The sequence below is a fragment of the Frateuria sp. genome (assembly GCF_035695185.1).
In the GTDB taxonomy this organism is placed as follows: Bacteria; Pseudomonadota; Gammaproteobacteria; order Xanthomonadales; family Rhodanobacteraceae; genus Frateuria_A.
The window spans coordinates 1-22,040 of the sequence record NZ_DASSES010000141.1 but is presented as its reverse complement, the minus strand read 5'-3'; the positions used below and the strand labels follow the sequence as shown (position 1 = coordinate 22,040).

At 70.6% G+C, this 22,040-nt stretch carries 14 protein-coding genes; 9 read left to right on the top strand and 5 right to left on the bottom strand.

Annotated elements, in window-relative coordinates; genetic code table 11:
• Nucleotides 1–4: 4 nt before the first annotated feature.
• The 3 genes from VFH59_RS11485 to VFH59_RS11475 all read right to left on the bottom strand — a co-directional run bounded on the left by VFH59_RS11485 (nucleotide 5) and on the right by VFH59_RS11475 (nucleotide 5,088).
• Nucleotides 5–1,762, bottom strand: a complete 1,758-nt coding sequence (locus VFH59_RS11485; protein WP_325165033.1) for an autotransporter assembly complex family protein — start codon at nucleotides 1,760–1,762, stop codon at nucleotides 5–7.
• A 91-nt stretch (nucleotides 1,763–1,853) separates the two neighbouring features.
• Nucleotides 1,854–4,454, bottom strand: coding sequence for a glycosyltransferase family 2 protein (locus VFH59_RS11480; protein ID WP_325165032.1), 2,601 nt, complete (start codon nucleotides 4,452–4,454; stop codon nucleotides 1,854–1,856).
• A gap of 169 nt (nucleotides 4,455–4,623) precedes the next feature.
• Entirely contained in the window at nucleotides 4,624–5,088 is a 465-nt protein-coding gene (locus VFH59_RS11475) for a Dps family protein (protein ID WP_325165031.1), read from the bottom strand.
• 109 nt (nucleotides 5,089–5,197) lie between these two features.
• On the opposite strand from VFH59_RS11475, the gene hrpA reads away from it, so the two are divergent.
• Nucleotides 5,198–9,319 carry an ATP-dependent RNA helicase HrpA gene (hrpA, locus tag VFH59_RS11470; RefSeq protein WP_325165030.1) on the top strand — a complete coding sequence of 1,374 codons (4,122 nt, stop codon included), beginning with the start codon at nucleotides 5,198–5,200 and terminating at the stop codon, nucleotides 9,317–9,319.
• 40 nt (nucleotides 9,320–9,359) lie between these two features.
• Here the strand turns inward: hrpA and VFH59_RS11465 are convergent, their stop codons facing one another.
• Nucleotides 9,360–9,827, bottom strand: a complete 468-nt coding sequence (locus VFH59_RS11465; RefSeq protein WP_325165029.1) for a hypothetical protein — start codon at nucleotides 9,825–9,827, stop codon at nucleotides 9,360–9,362.
• A gap of 188 nt (nucleotides 9,828–10,015) precedes the next feature.
• On the opposite strand from VFH59_RS11465, the gene VFH59_RS11460 reads away from it, so the two are divergent.
• The 5 genes from VFH59_RS11460 to VFH59_RS11440 all read left to right on the top strand — a co-directional run bounded on the left by VFH59_RS11460 (nucleotide 10,016) and on the right by VFH59_RS11440 (nucleotide 17,822).
• Nucleotides 10,016–12,136: a bifunctional (p)ppGpp synthetase/guanosine-3',5'-bis(diphosphate) 3'-pyrophosphohydrolase gene (locus VFH59_RS11460; protein WP_414655884.1), complete on the top strand. Its 2,121-nt coding sequence runs from the start codon at nucleotides 10,016–10,018 to the stop codon at nucleotides 12,134–12,136.
• Nucleotides 12,137–12,210: 74 nt separating this feature from the next.
• Nucleotides 12,211–13,929 (top strand): hypothetical protein, encoded by a 1,719-nt coding sequence (locus VFH59_RS11455; protein WP_325165027.1) that lies wholly within the window; start codon nucleotides 12,211–12,213, stop codon nucleotides 13,927–13,929.
• Nucleotides 13,930–13,940: 11 nt separating this feature from the next.
• On the top strand, nucleotides 13,941–14,780 hold the full coding sequence (locus VFH59_RS11450; RefSeq protein WP_325165026.1) for an SDR family oxidoreductase: 840 nt from the start codon (nucleotides 13,941–13,943) through the stop codon (nucleotides 14,778–14,780).
• A gap of 207 nt (nucleotides 14,781–14,987) precedes the next feature.
• Nucleotides 14,988–17,291, top strand: a complete 2,304-nt coding sequence (mrcB, locus tag VFH59_RS11445) for a penicillin-binding protein 1B (protein ID WP_414655885.1) — start codon at nucleotides 14,988–14,990, stop codon at nucleotides 17,289–17,291.
• A 9-nt stretch (nucleotides 17,292–17,300) separates the two neighbouring features.
• Complete coding sequence (locus VFH59_RS11440; RefSeq protein ID WP_325165024.1) at nucleotides 17,301–17,822, top strand: tetratricopeptide repeat protein; 522 nt, start codon at nucleotides 17,301–17,303, stop codon at nucleotides 17,820–17,822.
• A gap of 36 nt (nucleotides 17,823–17,858) precedes the next feature.
• Here VFH59_RS11440 and VFH59_RS11435 read toward each other — a convergent pair whose 3' ends face one another.
• Nucleotides 17,859–18,758: a hypothetical protein gene (locus tag VFH59_RS11435; RefSeq protein WP_325165023.1), complete on the bottom strand. Its 900-nt coding sequence runs from the start codon at nucleotides 18,756–18,758 to the stop codon at nucleotides 17,859–17,861.
• Nucleotides 18,759–19,009: 251 nt separating this feature from the next.
• On the opposite strand from VFH59_RS11435, the gene VFH59_RS11430 reads away from it, so the two are divergent.
• The 3 genes from VFH59_RS11430 to VFH59_RS11420 form a co-directional block, all read left to right on the top strand.
• On the top strand, nucleotides 19,010–20,965 hold the full coding sequence (locus VFH59_RS11430) for an ATP-dependent DNA helicase (RefSeq protein WP_414655883.1): 1,956 nt from the start codon (nucleotides 19,010–19,012) through the stop codon (nucleotides 20,963–20,965).
• Between the two features lie 193 nt (nucleotides 20,966–21,158).
• Nucleotides 21,159–21,527 carry a VOC family protein gene (locus VFH59_RS11425; RefSeq protein WP_325165022.1) on the top strand — a complete coding sequence of 123 codons (369 nt, stop codon included), beginning with the start codon at nucleotides 21,159–21,161 and terminating at the stop codon, nucleotides 21,525–21,527.
• Nucleotides 21,528–21,708: 181 nt separating this feature from the next.
• Nucleotides 21,709–22,040: hypothetical protein (locus VFH59_RS11420; protein WP_325165021.1), on the top strand; the 332-nt coding region annotated here is incomplete at its 3' end.

Here is a 22,040-nt window from a genome sequence, read left to right as displayed (position 1 = left end):
ATCATCACAGGTCCGGCCCTATCACCACGTGCAACTGGATCCCGTGCGCGTGGTCGTCGCGGATCGGGGTGCCCACGTCCACCCGGATCATTCCGACCGGGGACAGCCAGCGCACGCCCAGGCCCGCGCCGATGCGCGGCCGGTAGTCGGTGCCGTTGAACGCGTTGCCGGCATCCACGAAGGCGGCCATGCCCCAGTGGCGCGTGAAGTAATGCTCCACCTCGGTGCTCGCCACCAGCAGGTTGCGGCCGCCGATCACGCGGTCGAAGGCGTTGCGCGGGCCGATCGCCTGATAGCCGTAGCCGCGCACGGAGCGGTCGCCACCGGCGAAGAAGCGCAGCTGCGGCGGTAGCGCGCTGAAGTCGCCGGTCGAGGTGATGCCCGCGCTGGCGCGCAGGATCAGCCGGTCGCGCCGGGTGAAGGCGTCGATCCACTTGGCATCGGCGGCCAGCTGGCTGAAACGCGTGCTCGACAGCAGCGCGCCGGCGGTGCTGCGCGCGTACACGTCCAGCGACCAGCCGTGGCGCACGAAGGTGGGGTTGTCGCCGTGCTTCTTCGACAGCGAGGCTTCGGCGAACACCAGCTTGCTGCGCCCGTGTTCGATGCCCGGCGCGTTGTCCGGCTCGTTGCCGCGCTTGCCCACGGTGAAGGTGCCGATCAGCGCATGCGCGCCGACGGTGCGTGTCCAGCCATGCCACAGCTCGGTCTCGTTGCCGACCAGTTCCAGCGTGCGCGACTGCGAGGTGACCGTGTTGGCATCGCGGAAGTTGGCGCCGAAGTTCAGGCTGCGCTGTGCGCTGCCGGGCAGCGGGATCATGTACAGCGTGGACAGGGTCTTCAGCCGCTGGGCCAGCACCAGTTCGTTCGTCCACTTGTGTCCGCGGCGGTTGACCCAGCGCCGCTCCAGCCCCAGGCGGATGCCGAAGCCGGTGTCGGTGCCGAAGAACGGTCCGCCGGTATAGACGCTGCGCTTGGCCGGCTGCAGCTCGACCTCGACGTCGACGGTACGGCGGGCATCGTCCACGTCCGGCCGCACGTTGACCACCGAGAAGTAGTCCGCGCCGGTGAGCGCCTGCTGCAGGCGGAGCAGGTCGGCCTGGTCGAAATAGTCGCCGCGCTCGAACGGCACGTAGCGCTGCAGGAAGCCCGGCTCGAACTGCGAGTCCTTGAACTCGACCCGGTCGAAGCGGTAGCGCGGGCCGGCCTGCCAGGCCAGTTCCACCACCGCGGCGTGGTCCGCGCGGGTCACCCGCACCTGGTGGGTGACGAGTTTGGCACCGAGGAAACCGTTGGCGGTCAGCGCGCCGCTGACGTCGTCGCGTGCCTTGGCGTAGGCGCCGTGATCGAGCACCTTGCCCTTGAGCCGCTGCACCGCGCGCTCGGCGCCGCGGATCGCCGGAATCCCGAGTGCCGCCTCGTCCAGCTTCACGTGGACCTCGGTGATGCGCACCGGTTCGCCGGGGCTGACCGTCAGCGTGACCTGCCAGTCGCCTGCGCCGGTGCGGGCCAGCGTGCCCTGCACGGCCGCATCGTAGTAACCGTAGGGTTCCAGCGCCTCGCGCGCCTCGTCGGGCGCGTCCGCGTAGAGCCGGCGGATCTGCGCCTCGCTGACCGGCCGCTTGGCGTATTGCGACAGCGTCAGGCCCGCCTGCACGGCGGACTTCAGCGGGTCGTCCAGGCCCTTGACCACGAGCCGCACGCCCGCCTGCGCCGCCAGCGGCAGCAGCAGGAGCAAGGCGATCAGGCGTCGGAGGCGGCGCATGCGGATGGGGACGTCCCTGTGCGGGGCGCTCCAGCGTAGCGATGCCGATGTTGCGGCCAGATAAACACGCGCCGCCGCCGGGTCCCGCGCGTCAACCGGCCTTGTCGCCCGCCTTGTGCGCAATCCAGGCGCCGCCCACCGCGGAGAAATACGGGATCGACTGCGCGGCCAGGATGAACATCCACAGGGTGCCTTCGATGTAGCGCGTGCCGAAGGACAACGCCATGCCGACGATGCACATTACCAGCGCGCAGGCCATCAGCAGTTCCTCGCGCACCGGCGCGAACGCGGCGAAGCCCGACTCGCCCAGCCGGCGGCTCTTGGCGGTGACCACGAAAGCGGTCTTCTCGCGCGTCAGGCCGTGCAGGATGCCGCGCGCGATCGCGTGCGACAGGCCCATGCTGGCGACCGACGCCATCAGCGTGTCGTACCAGCCGCACGGCACACGGGCGCGATACAGGACGACGCCGAAGATCGCCTTGGCGAAGAAGAAGCCGATCACCGGGATCAGGAACAGCTGCATCGGCAGGCTGAACAGGTGCGGGAACGCCACCATGCCGGCGGTCCAGTAGATCGCCATCAGGGTAAAGATCAGGTGCAACGCATCGGCGAACCAGCTGAACCAGCCGGTGAGGAAGTGGAAGCGCTGGCCCAGCGAGAGCGGCCCGCGGGTGGTCATCCAGTCCCAGCGGCCTTTGAGGATCTGCATGGCGCCGAACGCCCAGCGGTAGCGCTGGCTCTTGTAGGCCTTGAAGTCCGCCGGCGTGAGGCCCTTGCCCATCAGCTCGTCGACGTAGACCAGTTCGTAGCCGGCATGCATCAGGCGCAGGCCGAGCTCGGCGTCCTCGCAGATGGTCCATTCCGACCAGCCGCCGGTGCCTTCCAGCGCCGAGCGACGGACCATGGTCATGGTGCCGTGCTGGATGATCGCGTTGCGCTCGTTGCGGTGGTGCATGCCGATGCGGAAGAAGCCGTCGAACTCCCAGGCGGTCATGCGGCGGAAGCGGTTGTGCTCGAAGTCGCGGTGCGCCTGCGGGCACTGCACCACCGCGACCTTCGGGTCGTGGAAGTAGCCGGTGAGGGTGGACAGCCAGTCCGGCCGCACCACGTAGTCGGCGTCGATCACCGCGACCACCTCGGCCTGCGGGTCGGTTTCCTTCAGGCCGAAGTTGAGCGCGCCGGCCTTGAAGCCGGGCCAGGGCTCCAGGTGGAAGAAGCGGAAGCGCTTGCCGAGCTGCTCGCAGTAGGCCTCGACCGGCTTCCACACGTCCGGGTTCTTGGTGTTGTTGTCGATCACCAGGACTTCGAAGTTTTCGTAGTCCAGCGCCGCCAGCGAATCGAGCGTGAGCATCACCATCTCCGGCGGCTCGTTGTAGCAGGCCAGGTGGATGGAGACGAACGGCTGCCGGTCCGGCCGGTCCGGCTTGAGCATCCCGGCATGGCGCTGCCAGCGCCGGCGCCACAGCACCTCGGTGAACTCGAACCCGTTGATCAGCAGGATCGCCAGGATCGCCACCTGCGCCGGGAACAGCAGGACCAGCATGGTCCAGTCGATCCAGCTCAGGTAGAAGTTGAAGGGCAGGGTGGCCGACCACACGATCAGGCCACAGGCAAGCTGGATCAGCAGGCAGAAGAACAGCTTGCCCATCAGCTTGAAGCGCTTGAACTTGCGCGCGAACCAGACCATCGGGATGAGCGCCAGCAGGCTCGCCGCCAGCGCCTTCCACGGCCAGGCGGTGTCCTCGGTGACCGGGCCGGTGAGCGGGAACTTCAGCTGGCGGTCGGCGTTGAAGGTGCCCCAGTAGGCGCCGGTGCGGCCTTCGCCCAGGTTCTCCTTCCACGGTTGGTCGAAGGCTTCCAGCAGGTAGTAATCGATGTTGCGTGCCTTGGCTGCGTTGAGCCAGTCGCGGATGAAGATCGCCTCGTTGGAGATCGACGGGTCGGCGTACTCGTGGCGGTCGCCGTTGGACGGCCAGCCGATCTCGCCCACCACCACCGGCTTGTACGGGTAGTGCTGGACGATGTTGTCGTAGGCGCCCAGCGCCGCGCCGACCGCGTCCTTGCGCGCCACGCCGTTCCAGAACGGGAACAGGTGGATGGTGATGAAGTCGACGTGGTCGACCAGCTCGGGGTATTTCAGCCAGATGTAATCCGGCTCGGCGATCGAGACCGGCTGGCGGATCGCCGCGCGGGCGCGGTCGAGGTAATCCTCCATCTGCCGGACGGTCAGGTCGCCGCGGAACAGCACCTCGTTGCCCACGATGACCCGGTGGATGGTTTCCGGGTAGCGCCGTGCCAGCGCGATCAGGGTGTCCAGTTCCTTCTCGTTGTTCTCCAGTCGCGTGTCGATGTTGGCGCCGGCCATCACCTTGAGGCCGTCCTTCTCGGCCAGCCGGTAGACCTGCGGGTTCTCCAGCGTCGAGTAGGTGCGGATGCGCGGCGTGTAGCGGCGCAGCAGCTTCAGGTCGGCGTCGATCTCCTGGTCGCTGGGGAAGTCCTGCTTGAGCGGGTTCTGGTAGCGCTGGAACACCGACACCGAATAGCCGCTGATCGGTCCGTGGAAGTCCTCCGGGCCATGCGGCAGGTTGCCCCACCACCACAGCGCGATATTGAGCGCGGCCACGATCAGCGCGAGCAGGATGGCCGCAAGCAGCGGATACCGGCTGTCGTGGTTAGGTGCTTTGGCGCTCAAAACGTTCCCCGTCGGACGCCTCCACGTGAGGCCAAGTTAGCCCGCGGAGCTTAACGACCCGGGGGACACGGCTCAATAAAGGTGCCAGGGGGATGGTCAGCGCGAGGTCAGCACCGCGAGTGCGGCGGGGTCGGCCCGGGCCGGCCCCGCAAACCCTGGATGCGACAGGTCACTTGAGCAGCGAGCGCAGCATCCAGGCGGTCTTCTCGTGCTCCTTGAGCCGGCCGGTGAGCATGTCCGCGGTGCCCTCGTCGCCACCGTCCTGGGCGACCCGGATGGCGCCACGGGCGGTATGGGCGGCCACTTCGTGGCCTTCGACGAGCTGCCCGACCATCGCCTTCCAGTCCGGCACGCCGGCCTCCTCACGGATCGAGGTGAGCTTGGCGAACTGGCTGTAGGAGCCCGGTGCGAACACGTCCAGCGTGCGGATGCGCTCGGCGATCTCGTCGGCGGCCAGCCACAGTTCGTTGTACTGGGTCTCGAACATGGCATGCAGGCTGTTGAACTGCGGGCCGGTGACGTTCCAGTGGAAACTGTGGGTCTTCAGGTACAGCGAATAGGTGTCCGCAAGCAGCTTGGAGAGCTGCTCGGCAATGGTCTGGCGATCCTGCAGGGCGATGCCGATGTCGGCCATGGGAAGTCCCTCCGTCGTGGGTACCGCTCCAAGGTATCGGCTGCCGTCGTTACGGTGAAATGAATCCTTCCGATGGGGCCCATAGCCTGCGGCTATCATGTGCGGTCCGATGAACGACTCGCCGCCCGCCACACCGCCCGAAGCCCGCCTGCGTGCCCTGCGCGACGCGCTTGCGACTGTTTCCAGCCGCGACTTCGGCCGCCTGCTGGGACGCTGGCGCGGGCTCGCGCGCCAGCCGGATGCGCGCAAGCTCGAGGCGCTGGCGTCCGACATCGCCGCTTCGGCGGCGCGGCGGCAGGCGCGCATGCAGTCCAAGCCGGCGATCCGCCTGGACGAGTCGCTGCCGATCAGCGCTCGCGCGGACGAGATCGTCGAACTGATCCGCACGCACCAGGTGGTGGTCATCGCCGGCGAGACCGGCTCGGGCAAGACCACCCAGCTACCCAAGCTGTGCCTGGCCGCCGGCCGCGGCGAGGCGGGCATGATCGGCTGCACCCAGCCGCGCCGCCTGGCCGCCCGCTCGGTGGCAAGGCGCGTGGCCGAGGAGCTGGGCACCGCGCTGGGCGAGCAGGTCGGCTTCCAGGTGCGCTTCACCGACCAGGTGTCCGAGCGCACGCTGGTCAAGTTCATGACCGACGGCATCCTGCTGGCCGAGACCCAGGGCGACCCGTGGCTGTCGGCCTACGACACGATCATCATCGACGAGGCGCACGAGCGCAGCCTCAACATCGACTTCCTGCTCGGCTACCTCAAGCGTCTTGCTTCGAGGCGGCCGGAGCTGAAGATCATCGTCACCTCGGCGACGATCGACACCGCGCGGTTCGCCGAACATTTCAATGACGCCCCGGTGGTCGCCGTCGAGGGCCGGGCCTACCCGGTCGAAGTGCGCTGGCGTCCGGCGGACGCGGTGGCGACAAGCGCCGTGCGCGACCGTGGCCCCCGCGCGCGCGACACGTCCGACCGCATCCAGCAGGGCAGCGCCGAACACGTCGGGCTCGTGCTCGACGAAATCATGGCCGACCGCAGCCTCGGCGGCGGTCCGGGCGACGTGCTGGTGTTCCTCCCCGGCGAACGCGAGATCCGCGACGCGCACCTGCTGCTCTCGCGCCGCCAGTACCGCGAGACCGAAGTCCTGCCGCTGTACGCGCGCCTGTCGGCCGCCGACCAGGACCGCGTCTTCAAGCCCGGCCCGAAGCGGCGCATCGTGCTGGCCACCAACGTGGCCGAGACCTCGCTGACCGTGCCGCGCATCCGCTACGTGGTCGACACCGGCAGCGCGCGGGTGATGCGCTACAGCCAGCGCAGCCAGCTCGAGCGCCTGCACGTCGAGACGGTCTCGCAGGCCGCCGCCGACCAGCGCAAGGGTCGCTGCGGGCGCATCGGTCCGGGCATCTGCTACCGGCTCTACGACGAGGCCGATTTCGACAGCCGGGCGCAGTACACCGACCCCGAGCTGCTGCGCTCCTCGCTGGCCAACGTCATCCTGCGGATGCTGTCGCTCAAGCTGGGCGAGGTCGAGGACTTCCCGTTCCTGGAGGCGCCCGATCCGCGCATGGTGGCCGACGGCTATCGCCGGCTTGCCGAGATTTCCGCGATCGACGAGCGTCGCCACTTGACCGCGATCGGCCGCCAGCTGGCGCGCCTGCCGATCGACGTGCAGCTGGCGCGCATGCTGGTCGAAGCGCAGGAGCGCCACGCCTTGCGCGAGCTGCTGGTGATCGTGTCGTTCCTGTCGATCCAGGACCCGCGCGAGCGGCCGGCCGACGCGCGGCAGCAGGCGGATGCGGCGCACGCGGCGTTTGCCGATCCGAAGTCCGATTTCGTCGGCGTGCTCAATCTCTGGCGCGAGTACACCCGCGCGCACGAAGAGCTGACCCAGTCGAAGCTGCGCGACTGGTGCGGACGGCACTTCCTTTCGTTCCTGCGCATGCGCGAGTGGCGCGAGCTGCACCGGCAGTTGTTGCTGGTGGTGGCGGAGCTGGGGTGGAAGCTCGATGCCGGCGCAACGCCCGCTCCCGTTCCCCGGTCCTTTATCAAGGATGGGGGAAAGGGACGGGATGAGGGGACGCCCTCGCAAAAGGGTCCGGCTCGCGCTTCGCGCAGCGACGCGCAGGGCGCGCGCCGCGCCAGGAAGGTTTCCCGCGAGTCCCCGCCCCTCACCCCGACCCTCTCCCCGGAGGGAAGAGGGAGCGAGGTGGAGGCGAGCCCCGAGCTTTACGAAGCCATCCACCGTTCGCTGCTTGCCGGCCTGCCCACGCAGGTGGGCCACAAGGACGAGAAGGGCGTCTATCGCTCCACCCGCGAGCGTCGCTTCCAGGTCTTCCCCGGCTCGGCGCTGGGCAAGAGTCCGCCGGCGTGGGTCTTCGCCGCGCAGATCCTGGATGTCGGCGGGCGCGTGTGGGGCATGAGCTGCGCGCGCGTGGAGCCGGCCTGGATCGAGGAGCAGGCCGCGCACCTGGTGAAGGCCAGCTGCCGCGACGCGCACTGGTCGCGCAAGCGCGGCACGGTGGTCGCCTACGAGCAGGTCAGCCTGTTCGGGCTGACCCTGGTCGAGCGCCGCCCGGTCACCTTCCAGAAGCAGGACCCGGCGCTGGCCCACGCAATCTTCCTGCGCGAGGCGCTGGCGCGCGGAGAGCTCGACGCGCGCGCCGATTTCGTCCGCGCCAATCAGCGCGTGCTCGCCCAGGCGCACGAGATCGAGGCCAAGCAGCGCCGCGAGGGCCTGGTCCGCGGCGAAGAGGAACTGGCCGGATTCTTCGAGGGCAAGCTGCCCGCGGACATCGCCGGCACGCGCGCGCTCGATGCCTGGTACAGCCGCGCACGTCCCGCCGAGCAAGCCGCGCTGCGCTGGTCGCTGGACGAAGTGATGGCCGGTGGCGCCGGCCTCGACCCGAAGGCTTTCCCCGCCACGCTGGACATTCCGCCGCAGCGCTACCGGCTCGAATACCGCTTCGTTCCGGGCGACGAGGCCGATGGCGTCACGCTGCATCTGCCGCTGGCGATGCTTAATGCGCTGCCGGCCGCACGTTGCGAATGGCTGGTACCGGGCCTGCTCGCCGACAAGGCGGCCGAACTGATCCGCGGGCTGCCCAAGGCGTTGCGGCGCAACTTCGTGCCGGCGCCGGATTTCGCGCGTGCCTTCGTCGAGGCCGAGGCGCCGCGCGACCAGCCGCTGGTGCAGGCGCTCGCCGGATTCCTCAAGCGCACCACCGGGGTGGATGCGCCGCCGGGAGAATTCGCCGGGGTCGAACTGCCGCCGCACCTGCGCATGCGCTTCCGCCTGCACGATGAGCACGGCAGGACGCTGGCCGCCGGTCGCGACCTCGCCGCCATGCGTGCGCACTGGGAAGGCCAGGCGCGCGAGGCCTTCTCGCGCAAGACCGACGTGGAGCTGACCCGCGAGGACGTGAGCCGCTGGGACTTCGAGGAGATCCCGGCCCAGGTCCGATCCGAGGGCGGCCTGACCGCTTTCCCGGCGCTCGTCGATCTCGGCGAGACGGTGGCGCTGCGTGTGTTCGAACGCCACGACGAGGCGCGTGCGGCGCACCTGAAGGGCGTCGAGCGGCTGCTGCGCAACGCGCTGGCGAGCGAGATGAAACAGGCTCGCCGGCGCCTGCCGATCGCCAATGCACTGTCGCTCAAGTACGCGCCTCTGGGCAGCGTCGAGTCGCTGCGCGAGGACCTGGTGGAGGGCGGCTTCGACGACCTGCTGCGACGGCACGAGCTCGACGCGCGCACCGCGGGCGAGTTCGAGGCCTTGCGCGCGAGCCTTGCGCGCGAGCTGTTCGGCGCCGCGATCGAGCGTCTCAAGCTGGTCGAGCCGATCATCGAGGCGCAGGCCGAGCTGAAACCCTGGCTGGAGCCGCCGCTGATCGGCTTCGCCCGCGCCAGCTACGACGACCTGCGCGAGCAGCTCGACGCGCTGCTGGTGCCCGGCTTCGCGCGCGACCTGCCGACCGCGCGCCTGGCACATTACCCGCGTTACCTGAAGGCCATGCGCCTGCGCGCCGAACGCCTGCGCCAGGATCCGGCCAGGGACCAGCAGCGCATGCTGCAGGTGCTGCCCTACTGGCGCGACTACCTCAGGCACCGCGCCGGGGACGCAGCGAACCTCGAGGAACTGCGCTGGCTGATCGAGGAATGGCGCGTGTCGCTGTTCGCCCAGGAACTGAAGACAGCCGAACCGGTCTCGGCCAAGCGCCTGGCGCGGGCGCTGGAGGCACTTTCCTGACCCTTGGCGCTGCCCACGCGCCGGCGGCTACGGCATCGCCCTAGCGCACGCGCTCGGCGTGCACGCTGCCGTTGCAGCCCTCGACATACAGCAGCCAGCCGCCAATCATGCTGGGCCTGACCTTCACGGCGGCATGGTTGCTCGAGTTGCACTGGACAGCGTCCGAGCCGATCTGCTTCCACTGCTGGCCGTTGTCCAGGGTCACCACGTTGTGCCCGTTCCAGCCCTGGAACTCCCCGCTGAGATGGGACTCGATCAGCTTGCGCTTGTGCGCATCGGTGTAGAACACCGGCTTGCCGCTGGCATCGACCACGCGCGTGGTCGGCTTGTCGTGCGCGCGCAGCCAGCCATCCAGCGCCTGCAGTTGCTCCGGCGAGAGCCGGTCCAGCCCCGCTGCCTTGAACTCGGCCGCCGTCATGCGCTGGCTCAGTGGCTTGTAGTCCTGCGCGCGGGTCAGCGAGGGCACCGCCAATAGGACGATCAACAGGGACAGGCTGGACAGGCGCATGGACGATCCTCGCGGGCGACGGTAGCGGCCGAGCATATGGGCACGGCCGCTCGCGCGCCAGAGCGTTGTTGCCATCTGGCCCGGGTTGCAGCGTATGCGTGCCCGGCAGTATCCCGCGCCGACCGGGCCGGTCGCCGAGCGCACGGGGGCGGGCCGTCCTAGAATGGTCCCGACGCACCTCTCCCGCCATGTCCCTGCCCGATTCCTCCCCTGCCTTGCGCGCCCGATCGCTTTCATTGCGGGCAAACGCCCCGCCCCCGCTGGCCGAGGCGCTGGCGGCCTGCGCCGCGCATGGGCTGGATGAGGCGCGGTGCGCCGACGTGCTCGACCTGCTCGCCATGCTCGGCTGCGATGCGCAGACCCAGGCCGCAGCGATGTGGTTCGAGCTGGCCCGGCGCGATCCGCAAGCCTGGGCGGCCCGCGCCGGCAGCCTGCCGGCGGAGCTGAAGCGGCTGGTCGAGGGCCAGCTGGCGGCGGAGAAGGTGTGGACGCTGCACGCGCTGCGCGAGAGCGGCACCCACGAAGGCCTGCGCCGCCTGCTGCTGGCGATCATCCGTGACCTGCGCGTGGTGTTCGTGCTGCTCGCCCGTCAGCTGGCGAAGATGCGCGGTGCGATGGCCCTGCCCGAGGCCGAGCGCGTGGCACTGGCCCGGCTTACCCGCGACATCCACGCGCCGCTGGCCAACCGGCTGGGCATCTGGCAGCTCAAGTGGGAGCTGGAGGACCTGGCCTTCCGCTACCTGCAGCCGGACACCTACAAGCGCATCGCGCGCCTGCTGGACGAGCGCCGGGCCGACCGCGAGGCGTTCATCGCCCAGGTGCTGGCCGAGCTCGGCGTGGCGCTCCGGGCTGCCGGCATCGAGGCGGACCTCGCCGGTCGGCCCAAGCACATCTATTCGATCTGGAAGAAGATGCATCGCAAGGGGTTGGAGTTCTCCGACCTGTACGACATCCGCGCGGTGCGCATTCTGGTCGACAGCGTGGCCGACTGCTACGCGGCGCTGGGCGTGGTGCACGCGCAGTGGCAGCACCTGCCGCGCGAGTTCGACGACTACCTGGCCCGCCCCAAGGGCAATGGCTACCGCTCGCTGCACACCGCGGTGATCGGCCCGCAGGGGAAGACGCTGGAAGTGCAGATCCGCACCCACGCCATGCACCGCGACAACGAGCTGGGCGTCGCCGCGCACTGGCGCTACAAGGAAGGCGGCGGCGCCGATGCCGAGTTCGAGGCCAAGATCGCCTGGATGCGCAAGCTGCTCGAGCCGCGCGCGGACGAGGACGTGGCGGCCGGGCTGCGCACCGAGCTGGTGGAGGACCGCGTCTACCTGCTCACGCCCAAGGGCGAGGTGTTCGACCTGCCGCATGGCGCCACGGTGCTCGACTTCGCCTACTACGTGCACACCGAGGTCGGTCACCGCTGCCGCGGTGCCAAGGTCAACGGGCGGATCGTGCCGCTCACGCACCAGCCGCGCAGTGGCGACCGGGTCGAGATCGTCACGGCGAAGAACGCCGAGCCGAGCCGCGACTGGCTCTCGCCGCACCACGGCTACCTGAACACCAGCCGCGCGCGCGAGAAGGCGCGCTCGTGGTTCCGCCGGATCGCCTTCGACGCCAACCTCGCCGCCGGCCGTAGCCTGCTCGAGCGCGAGCTGAAGCGACTGGCGCTGCCCCACGCGGACCTCTCCAGGCTGCCGGCGCATTTCCACCTGAAGAGCCACGAGGAGTTGCTGGTCGCGCTCGCCCTTGGCGAGGTCAGCGCGGGCCAGATCGCACGTGTACTGCAGGAAGCGGCGCATCCGGTCGAGCCCGCGCCGCTGCCGGCGCAGCCGGTTGCGCGCCATGCCGCGCCGGACCATGGCGCGTTGCGCATCGAGGGCGTCGGCAACCTGCTCACCGTGCTGGCGCGTTGCTGCCAGCCGCTGCCCGGCGACCCGGTGCGCGGCTTCATCACCAAGGGCCGCGGCGTCTCGGTTCACCGCGCCGACTGCGCCAGCCTGGCGCGGCTGGCGCGGCGCGATCCGGACCGCGTGATCGAGGTCGAGTGGGGACACGCGACCGCGCAGTCCTACCAGGTCGACGTCGAACTGCGCGGCTTCGACCGCAAGGGCCTGCAGAAGGACGTCACCAACCTGATCAGCAACGTCGGCACGCCGATCGTGGCGTCCTCCAGCCGCCTGGAAGGCCGCACCGGCGAGGTCGAGATGCGCTTCACTCTGCGCGTGCGGGACTTCGAGCAGCTCTCGTCCCTGCTCGGCAAGCTGGTGGCGCTGCCCAACGTGGTGGAAGCGCGGCGCGTCGGCGCAAGCTGAATGCGTGCGCTTCACCGCCGGGCGCGTGAAGTGGGCGATGCTAAGCTGAATGCCTTGCCAGGACAGCGACGAGCATGAGCGGACGCAGAGACCAAGACAGCCGGGACGGGCGCGCCGAACCCACGCTGGGCGATCTGGGCGACCTGGACGCGCCGCGCCCGCGCGCGGACGATCCGGACGACCGCCTGCCGCCGATCTCCTTCCACACGCCGCGGCGCGCGCCACCGGCGCACCACCGGCGCGTGCGCCTGCGCACCTGGCACGTGGTGCTGGTGGTCGTCGTGCTGGCGCTGGTGGCCGGTGCGTGGACCCTGCGCGAATACCAGAACAGCCTGCGCGACATGGTGCCGCGCACGGAACTAAACGACGTGCTGAGCCGCGCCGACAAGGCCCTGCAGGAGGGCCGCCTGGATGCCACCGACGGCAGCAGCGCGCGTGAGCTTTACCAGGCCGCGCGCGCGCTCGAGCCGGACAACGACCGTGCCCGCGAAGGCCTGCACCAGGTCGGCATGGCCGAGCTTTCGCGCGCCGACGCCGCCTACCGCACCGGCCACCTCGACGACGCCCAGCGCGAGCTGGCGGTCGCCCGCGAGCTGCTCGGCGGCGGCAGCGACGTCGACCGGCTCGATCGGCTGATCAGACAGGCGCGCGGCGCCGCGCAGCCGGCCGACGACCTGGTCGCACGCGCGCAACAGGCGCTCGGCGCCGGCAAGCTCACCGGCAAGGACGGCGCCGGCGCGCTGTACCAGCAGGTGCTCGCGGCGGACCCGGGCAATGCGGTGGCCAAGCACGGCCTTGACCAGGTCGGCGCGGCCCTGGCCACGCAGGCGCGCAATGCGCTCGCCCGCCACGACATCACCGCGGCTGCCACCGGCGTCGACCAGCTCGCCGCCTTGTTGCCCAGCTATGGCGACCTGCCGGCGCTGCGCGCGGCCCTCGCGCAGGCGCAGCAGCAGGACAACGGCGCGCTGCTTCAGGCGCTCTCGCAGGGCCAGCAGGCGTTGCGCGAGGGCCGCATCGCGGGGCAGGGCGATGACACGGCGCTGGCGTATTTCCGCGCCGCGCTCAAGCTGGATCCGGAGAACGCGCAGGCCCGCGCGGGGCTCGGCCAGGTCGCCCAGGCGCTGGTGGTGCAGGCCAATGCGGCACTCGATGCCGACGACACGGCGGGGGCGTCGAGCCGGCTCGACCAGGCCGAGGCGCTGGCGCCCAAGTCGGCCGACCTGGCCGCCGCGCGCGCGCGGCTGAATGCCACGGCCGCGCAGGCCAGCGCGCCGCCGCCGAAGGCCAAACCGGCGCAGCCCGTGCCGGAGGCCGAGCCACCGCCGCCGCCTCCTCCGCAACTCACCGCCGATCAGGTCGAGCAGGTCGCTGAGCTGGTGCGCCGCGCGCGCACGGCCGCCACGCAGGGCCACATCATGCTGCCGCCGGGCGACAGCGCGTACGATCTCTATCGCAATGCGCTGGCGATCGACGGCAACAACCAGGCCGCGCTGCAGGGGCTGGAAGACCTGCCCAACCTGGTGATGCAGCTGTTCAACCAGTCGCTCGCGAACGGCGACCTGGGCAAGGCCGGGGAGCTGCTCGGGGCGCTGGGAGACCTTTCGCCCGGCGACTCGAACGCGGGCGTGCTGCGCGAGCGGCTGGTCGATGCCTGGCTGGATCAGGCCGAGCAGCAGCTGGATCGTGGCGACCGCGCGAATGCCGCGCAGTCGATCGACCAGGCCCGCCGGCTCGCGCCTTACTCGGCACGCGTGGGCGAGCTTTCGCGACGCCTGCAATCCGGCCGCTGAGCGGGCGCCGCATGACCGTCGTGGTGTTCGGGGCCAGCGGCCAGATCGGCCATTTCCTGCTGCCCCGCCTGCGCGGGCGCGGCGCGCCGGTGATCGCGGTCAGCCGCCAGCCGCATGCCGACAGCGAGGGCGTGCGCTGGATGCTGGGCGGCCTGCCGGACCGGGTGCCCGCGCTGCCGCCCGTCGCCGCCATCGTCAGCTACGGACCGCTGCAGGCTTTCGCGCACTGGCTCACCGCGGCGGCGCCGGCCGGGTCGCCGCGCATCGTCGCCACCAGTTCGATGAGCGCACAGAGCAAGCTCGACTCGGAGGTGCCGGCCGAGCGCGCCGTCGCGCGCCAACTGCAGCAGGGCGAGGTGGACCTGGCCGCCGCCTGTGCCGCGCTCGGCTGCGAGTGGACGGTACTGCGCCCGACCTTGATCTACGGCGCCGCTCGCGACAAGAGCCTGACCCCGCTGGCGCGGCGCGCCATGCGCACCCGCGTCTTCCCCCGGCCCGCCGGCCGTGGCCTGCGCCAGCCGGTGCATGCCGACGACATCGCGCAGGCCACGCTGGCCGCGATCGACCGGCCCGCCAACCGTGTGCTGATGCTCGGCGGCGGCGAGCGGCTGCCGGCGGGCGAGATGTTCGCCCGCGTCCAGCGCAGCCTGCCGATGGCCACGCTGCCGGTGCCGGTGCCCGCATGGCTGCTGCGGGGAGCACGCCACGTGCTGCCCACCCTGCGGGGTCCACTGGCACGCCTGGAGGCGGACCTGGTCGCCGACAACGGCGAGCTGGAACGACTGCTCGGTATCCATCCGCGCCCGTTCCGGCCCGACCCGGCGTGCTGGATCGCCGACGGCCCGTCCTAGGCATCCGCGCGCAGGCGCGTCTCCTGCCGGCACCGCCCGCAATCGGGACGACAGCGGGGCGGGGCGGCCGGTTGCCCGGGTAATGCCACGAACCTGCCCGGCGTGCGCCATGCCGTGCCCTGCGCGTTCAGATGCGCGCCGGGTGGGACGCCCTATCATCGGGGTTACCTTGGATCCAGGTCTCCCGCCTTGGCATTGATTTCTCGCATGGGCGCGTTCGCGCGCCGCAGCTGGCGTTGGCTGCGCATTCCGTTCTGGGTCGCGCTCGGCCTCGGCCTGGGCTTCGTGCTGCCTTACACGCTGATCCTCAACAAGCGCGTGCAGGACCGTTTCAACGACCTGGTGTTCGCCGTGCCCACGCGCGTCTATGCACGCCCGCTGGCGCTGGCGCCCGGCGTGCCGATGTCGCCCTCGGCGCTGGAGCTGGAGCTGACTTTTGCCGGCTACACCCACGACGGTGCCGGCAAGGTGCCGGGCACCTGGACGCGCAACGGCAGCCGCTACGTGATTTCCTCGCGCGGCTACGCCGGCCCGGATGGCGGCGAGCTGCCCAAGCGCATCCGCGTCACGCTCGGCCGCGGCCAGGTCGAGGCGCTGGCCGAGGCGTCAGGTGGCGCACCGGTCAAGCTCGCCCACCTCGATCCGGCCCGCATCGCCACGGTGTACGGCGCGCAGCAGGAAGAACGCCGGATCGTGCGCCTGGCCGACGTGCCGCCGCTGCTGGTCACCGGCCTGCAGGCGGTCGAGGACCGCGACTTCAAGCACCACATCGGACTCGATTTCTCCGCCATCCTGCGTGCCGCCTTCGCCAACCTGCGCGCCGGCCACACCGTGCAGGGCGGCTCCACGCTGACCCAGCAGCTGGTGCGCAACCTGTTCCTGGACCGCAGCCAGAACCTGGTGCGCAAGTTCAACGAGGCGCTGCTCTCGCTGCTGATCGAGGCGCACTACTCCAAGGACCGCATCCTGGAGGCCTACATCAACGAGGTCTTCCTCGGCCAGCAGGGCAGCCAGGCCGTGCACGGCTTCGCCGCGGGCGCGGAGTTCTACTTCGGGCGCCGGCTCGAGGACCTCAGGCCGCAGGAGATCGCGCTGCTGGTCGGCATGGTCAAGGGTCCGAGCTACTACGACCCGCGGCGGTTCCCGAAGCGCGCACTCCAGCGCCGCAACCTGGTGCTGAAGGAGTTCTACGACACCGGCCTGCTCGACGCGGGCAAGGTCAACGCGGCGCAGGCCGCACCGCTGGACATCGCGCCCAACGCGCAGTTGCCGCACAACCGCTTCCCCGCATTCATGCAGCTGGTGCGCGCGCAGATCACCAACGACTTCGACGACGACACGCTGCGCAAGGGCAACCTGTCGATCTTCACCACGCTCGACCCGGCCGCACAGCTGTATGCCGAGCAGGCGGTCACCCGCTCGCTCGAGGGCATGGGCAAGCGCGGCGACAAGGTGCAGGCGGCCGGTGTGGTCACCGACACCGCCACCGGCAGCGTGCTGGCGGTGGTCGGCAGCAAGATTCCCGGCGACCCCGGCTTCAACCGCGCGCTGGACGCGCGGCGGCCGATCGGTTCGCTGGTCAAGCCCTTCGTCTACCTGGTCGCGCTGGCCGACCCGGCGCAGTGGAACCTGGGCACGCCGCTGGACGATTCCCCGATCATGCTGCGCCAGCCCAATGGCAAGACCTGGATGCCGCGCAACGACGACAACCAGTCGCACGGCTTCGTGCCGATGGTCGACGCGCTGGCCCATTCGTGGAACCTGGCCACGATCCACCTGGGCCTGGCGGTCGGCGTGGAGCGGGTCAAGGCGTTCCTCGAATCGTTCGGCTTCACCGGAATCAATCCCAGCCCCTCGATGCTGATCGGCGCGGTCGACCTGTCGCCCTTCCAGGTCGCCCAGATGTACCAGTACCTCGCCGCCGACGGCCACGCGCTGCCGTTGCTGGCGGTGCGCGGCGTGGTCGATGGCAGCGGCCACACCGTCAAGCGCTACGAGGTCGAGGGCGGCAAGGGCGAGTACCAGGAGGCGGTGCGGCTGGTCACCTGGGCGATGCAGCAGGTGGCCGAGTACGGCACCGCGCACAGCCTGGGCGATTCCTCGCTGGCCTGGCTCAACGCCGCCGGCAAGACCGGCACCAGCAACGACATGCGCGACAGCTGGTTCGCCGGTTTCACCGCCGATCGCCTGGCGGTGTTCTGGATGGGTCGCGACGACAACAAGCCGACCGGCCTGTTCGGCGCCACCGGCGGCCTGCGCGCCTGGCAGGACCTGTTCCGCCACCTGCCGACCCGGCCGCTTTCGGCGCAGCCGGGCGAGGGCCTGGAAATGGCCTGGATCAACCCGGTCGACGGCAAGCCCACGCAACCCGAATGCGAGGGCGCGCGGCAGTTCCCGGTCGTCGCCGGCTCGCTTTCGCCCGACGCCGAGGGCTGCTTCTGGCAACGCATCGGTGACTTCTTCGGCGGTGACGGCCAGGCGCCGGCGCCGGCGTCCTCCACGCTTCCCTAGAGACTTTCGATGTCTTTCGCTTCGCGCCTTCGCCCCGGCCCCGCCCTCTGCGCCACGCTGCTGCTCGCCGGCTGCGTCGAGGCGCCGCCCCAGGCGCCCAGGCCCGTCCTTCCAGCCCGCGACATGGTCGCCGCCATCCGCGCCGCCGGCGCGCGCGAGCAATCGGTGATCGACGTGGCACCGCTGCGCGATCCGGGCGTCTCCGCGCTGGAGGACGCCGCGCGCGCCGACGAGCGGGCCGGCCGCTTTGCCGAGGCGGCCGCCAAGCTCGACCAGGCGCTCGAGCTCAACCCCGAGTCACCCGACCTGCTGCAGGATCGCGCCGAAGTCGCCATCCGCCTCCACGATTTCGCCGCCGCCGAGCGGCTCGCACGGCATTCCTGGTCGCTCGGTCCCCAACTCGGGCCGCTGTGCGCACGTAACTGGCAGACGGTGGTCGAGATGCGCGAGCAGGCCGGCGACCAGGCCGGCGCCAGCGCCGCCCGCAAGGGCGTGCAGGACTGTCACAAGGAAGGCGTGCCCCGCTACTGAGCGCCTCGCGCCCGCCGGGAAGGCGGGCGGGGCCGGTCAGGCCGACTGGTAGAACGCTTCGTGGGCGGCCTGGTCCGCCAGGATCTGCGCCCACTGCCCGTGCGCATTCCTGCGCGGCATGACCGCCAACACCGGCTCGTACGCCAGAGGCTTGAGCACATCAGGCCGCGTGCGTGCTCCGTCGGGCCGATGGAGGGCGGACGGATCCGCCGTGGTTTTCCTCAGATTGACCGCTTCGCCGTGATTGACCAGCAGCGAGCCGACCATGTCGGGATGGTGCGCGCAGACCCGCACGTTGAGGAAGCTCGATACCTGGAACGCGAGCGGGCCTTCCAGGTTCGCCAGCTGACGTTGCTGGCGGTGGGCCAGGCCGAGCGCCTGCGGTGCGACATGGGTGCCCATGCGCAGTGCCCGGGCCTGGGCGTGTGCGGCTTCCACGTCGTAGGCGCGTCCGGCCGGCGCGATGGCGAAAAGGTCGTAGTCGCCATGCACGTAGCGTGGCCGGAACAGCCCGCTTTCGACCAGCGCCAGACAACCGTAATGCGGGTGGTCGGGGTTGGTCTGCACCATGTAGGGCGTGGGGCAGCGGCTGGGTGCGTGCCGGTCGTCCAGCCCCAGGCGGTCGGCCGGCTCGGTGATCAGGTGGCGGCTTTCCATCCAGTATTTCCGGGCGTCGACCAGGCGCGAGGACGAGAACGCGTCCGGCCGCAGCCACGGTGAACAGACCAGGCCGGCGACCGGGTGGTCCTTTGCATCGGCGGTCTTGGCCTTCAGGTCGCCGCGCTTGCCGGTGTAGCCCGGCTTGCCCATCCAGCGGATCGAGGCTTTGCCGGTCTTGCGTACGAGGATGTGGCAGCGGTACTTCGCCGCCGCTTCGACAAACAGCATGAAGTGCGCCGGATGGACGTATTCGTGGAACGACGGATCGGCGAACATGCGGTGGCCCTCCCTTGGCTTCGCGATGATGGGGCGCACGGATGACCGTGGCATACCGCGGTTTCCCGCCCCCCGAGGCGTCTGCGCTCCGCGGCCGCGCGCTTGCCGGCAGGGCTGACCCGTGTGGCGCTTTTTAGCACGAGCCGGGAGACATCGCGATCTGCCGCGAACACCGGCACGTAGACCAGCCGCGGCACGCCGGCACAAGTGCACTTGCCAGTGCACCCGCCCGGCGGCTCGGCGATACTTGCATGATGACCGATCCCGACGACATCGGCGCGCTGCTCGGCGCCGACGGCCCGTTTGCCCGCGAGCTTCCCAACTTCGCCCCGCGCTTGGCACAGCAGGCGATGGCGCGTTCGGTCGCGGACGCGATCGCGAACCGCGACACATTGATCGCCGAGGCCGGTACCGGTACCGGCAAGACGTACGCCTATCTGGTGCCTGCGCTGCTTTCGGGCGAGCGGGTGATCGTCTCCACCGGCACCAAGGCGCTGCAGGACCAGCTCTATTTCCGCGACCTGCCGAAGGTGCGCGCCGTGCTCGGCACGCGCGGCAAGACCGCGCTGCTCAAGGGACGCGCCAATTACCTGTGCCTGTACCGGCTCGACCAGACCGTGCGCGACGGCGGCGCCTTCGAGCGCACCGAAGCATCGCAGCTGGCGGCCATCCGCGCCTGGTCGGCGCGTACCCGCGCGGGCGACCGCATGGAGCTGGCCGAGGTGCCCGAGGAATCGCCACTGTGGCCGCGGGTCACCTCGACGCCGGAGAACTGCCTCGGCGTGGAGTGCCCGTTCTTCGACGACTGCCACGTGGTGAAGGCGCGGCGCGAAGCGCTTGAAGCGGACCTGGTGGTGGTCAACCACCACCTGCTGTTCGCCGACTTGGCGCTGAAGCAGGAAGGCTTCGGCGAGATCCTGCCTGGCGCCGGCGCCTTCATCCTGGACGAGGCGCACCAGGTGCCGGAACTGGCCGGGCAGTTCTTCTCGCAAAGCGTGAGTGCGCGCCAGCTCGCCGACCTCGCCGCCGACGCCCTGCGCGAGTGCAACGGCGTCACCGGCGCCATCGGCCTGTTGCTGGAACCGGCCGAGGCAATGCAGGGCGCGCTGCGCCGCCTGCGCCTGGCCATGGATGCGCTGCCCACGCGCGGCCCGTTCCTGCAACTGGACGCGCTGGCCACCGTGCACGAAGGTCTGAGGGACCTCGACGAGCTGCTTGCAGCCTTCACCGATCTGCTCGCCTCGCAGGCCGAGCGGTCACGCGGCCTGGCCAACGTACACGAGCGCGCCGCCGCACTCACCGGGCGGCTGGAGCGCATCATCGAGGGCGCTGGCGAGAGGGACGTGCGCTGGTACGAGCTGTTCCCGCGCGGCTTCGCCCTGCACGCCACACCACTGGATCTCGCCGCGCCGCTGCGCGCCATGCGCGAGCGCACCCAGGCTGCCTGGATCCACACCTCGGCCACGCTCTCGGTGGCCGGCAGCTTCGACCACTTCGCCCGCCAGCTCGGCCTGGACGATCCGCAGACCCTGCACTTGGACAGTCCGTTCGACTACGGCCACCAGGCGCTGTGCTACCTGCCCGCGGGCCTGCCCGATCCGAACATGCTCGACAAGAGCGGACGCGACCACACCGAGTGCGTGATCGAGGCCGCGCTGCCGGTGCTGGAGGCCTCCCACGGCCGCGCCTTCCTGCTGTTCACCTCGCATCGCGCGCTGCGCCGCGCCGCCGAGCTGCTGGCCGACCGCGTGGCGTGGCCGCTGTTCGTCCAGGGCAGCGCGCCGCGCCACCAGTTGCTGGAGGACTTCCGCGCCAGCGGTCACGGCGTGCTGCTCGGCGCGGCCAGTTTCTGGGAAGGCGTGGACGTGGCCGGCGAGGCGCTGAGCGTGGTGGTGATCGACAAGCTGCCGTTCGCGGCGCCCGATGACCCGGTGCTGCAGGCGCGGCTGGATGCGTTGGAGCAGGCGGGGGTCAACCCGTTCATGGGCTGGCAGGTGCCCGCGGCGGCGATCGCGCTGAAACAGGGCGCCGGCCGCCTGATCCGCGATGTGCACGACCGCGGCGTGCTGATGCTGTGCGACCCTCGCCTGACCACCAAGGGCTACGGCCGCCTGTTCCTCGCCAGCCTGCCGCCGATGCCGCGCACGCGGGAGCTGGCAGACGTGCAGGCGTTCTTCGACGGCACGGAACTGTCGATGGCCGGCTGAGGCCGCCGCGCCCGCCCCGGCAGGGGCGTCGTCGGGCGCGCCGCCGACGTCCCGGCAAGGCCCGGGGCGCCGCAGGGTGCTCCTGCGCGGGCAGGGACAAACGTACCGGTGGCCCCGGCCGTGCCGGCGGCGCACTATGTGCCCGCCGCTCGAGACGGCGCACCCGTGGTCGTCGGCGGACGAGGGAACAGGCATGGCCAAAGTCATCGGATTGGGTGGCATCTTCTTCAAATCGCGCGATCCGGCCGCGCTGGCCGCGTGGTACGCGCGCCACCTCGGGCTCGAGCCGGAAGAGTGGGGCGGCGTGCGCTTCCAGGAAGACGCGTCACGCCCGGGCTACGTCGTGTGGTCGCCGTTTCCTGCCGACACCACGTACTTCGAGCCGGGACAACAGGCGTTCATGATCAACTTTCGCGTCGACGATCTGGCTGGCCTGCTGCAGCAGCTGCGGGCCGAAGGCGTGGAGGTCGACGAACGCACGGAACAGAGCGAGTACGGCGCGTTCGGCTGGGTCATGGACCCGGAAGGCAACCGCGTCGAACTCTGGCAGCCCCCGGCCTAGCCGGCGCCGCTCCGGGGTGGCGCTGGCGCACCCGGGCGCGCGTGCACCCGGCAAGGTCGCGCATGCCCGCGACCGGCCTGGGCCGCACCGGAGGGTGGCGCGTAGCGGCCGGACCCGCATCACCCTGCGTCCCCGACCGGGTCGCTAGTCTGGGCCGCGTGATCCGGGCGGAGGCTTTGCGATGAAGTGGGAAACGCGGTTGCGGCAGCTCAGTGTGCCCCAGCGGCTGGGACTCTTCCTGGTCCTGGTGCTGACGCCGCTGGTCGCACTGAGCGTGGTCAGCGTGGCAGTGCTCAACGAGCAGGAGATGGCCTTCAGCGACTCGGTGGAAGAGTCGGTGACCATGCTGCTGCCGCTGGGCACGCTCGAGCATTACCTGCAGCGCGCGCTGGTCGACGAACTGGAAGAGCAGTCCGGGCAGTCCTCGCCGAACTTCGCGGCGCTGGCCGACACCATCGACAGGAACTTCGCCAGCATCGAGTCCGTCGACCCCGGCACGGCCATCGCGCCGGA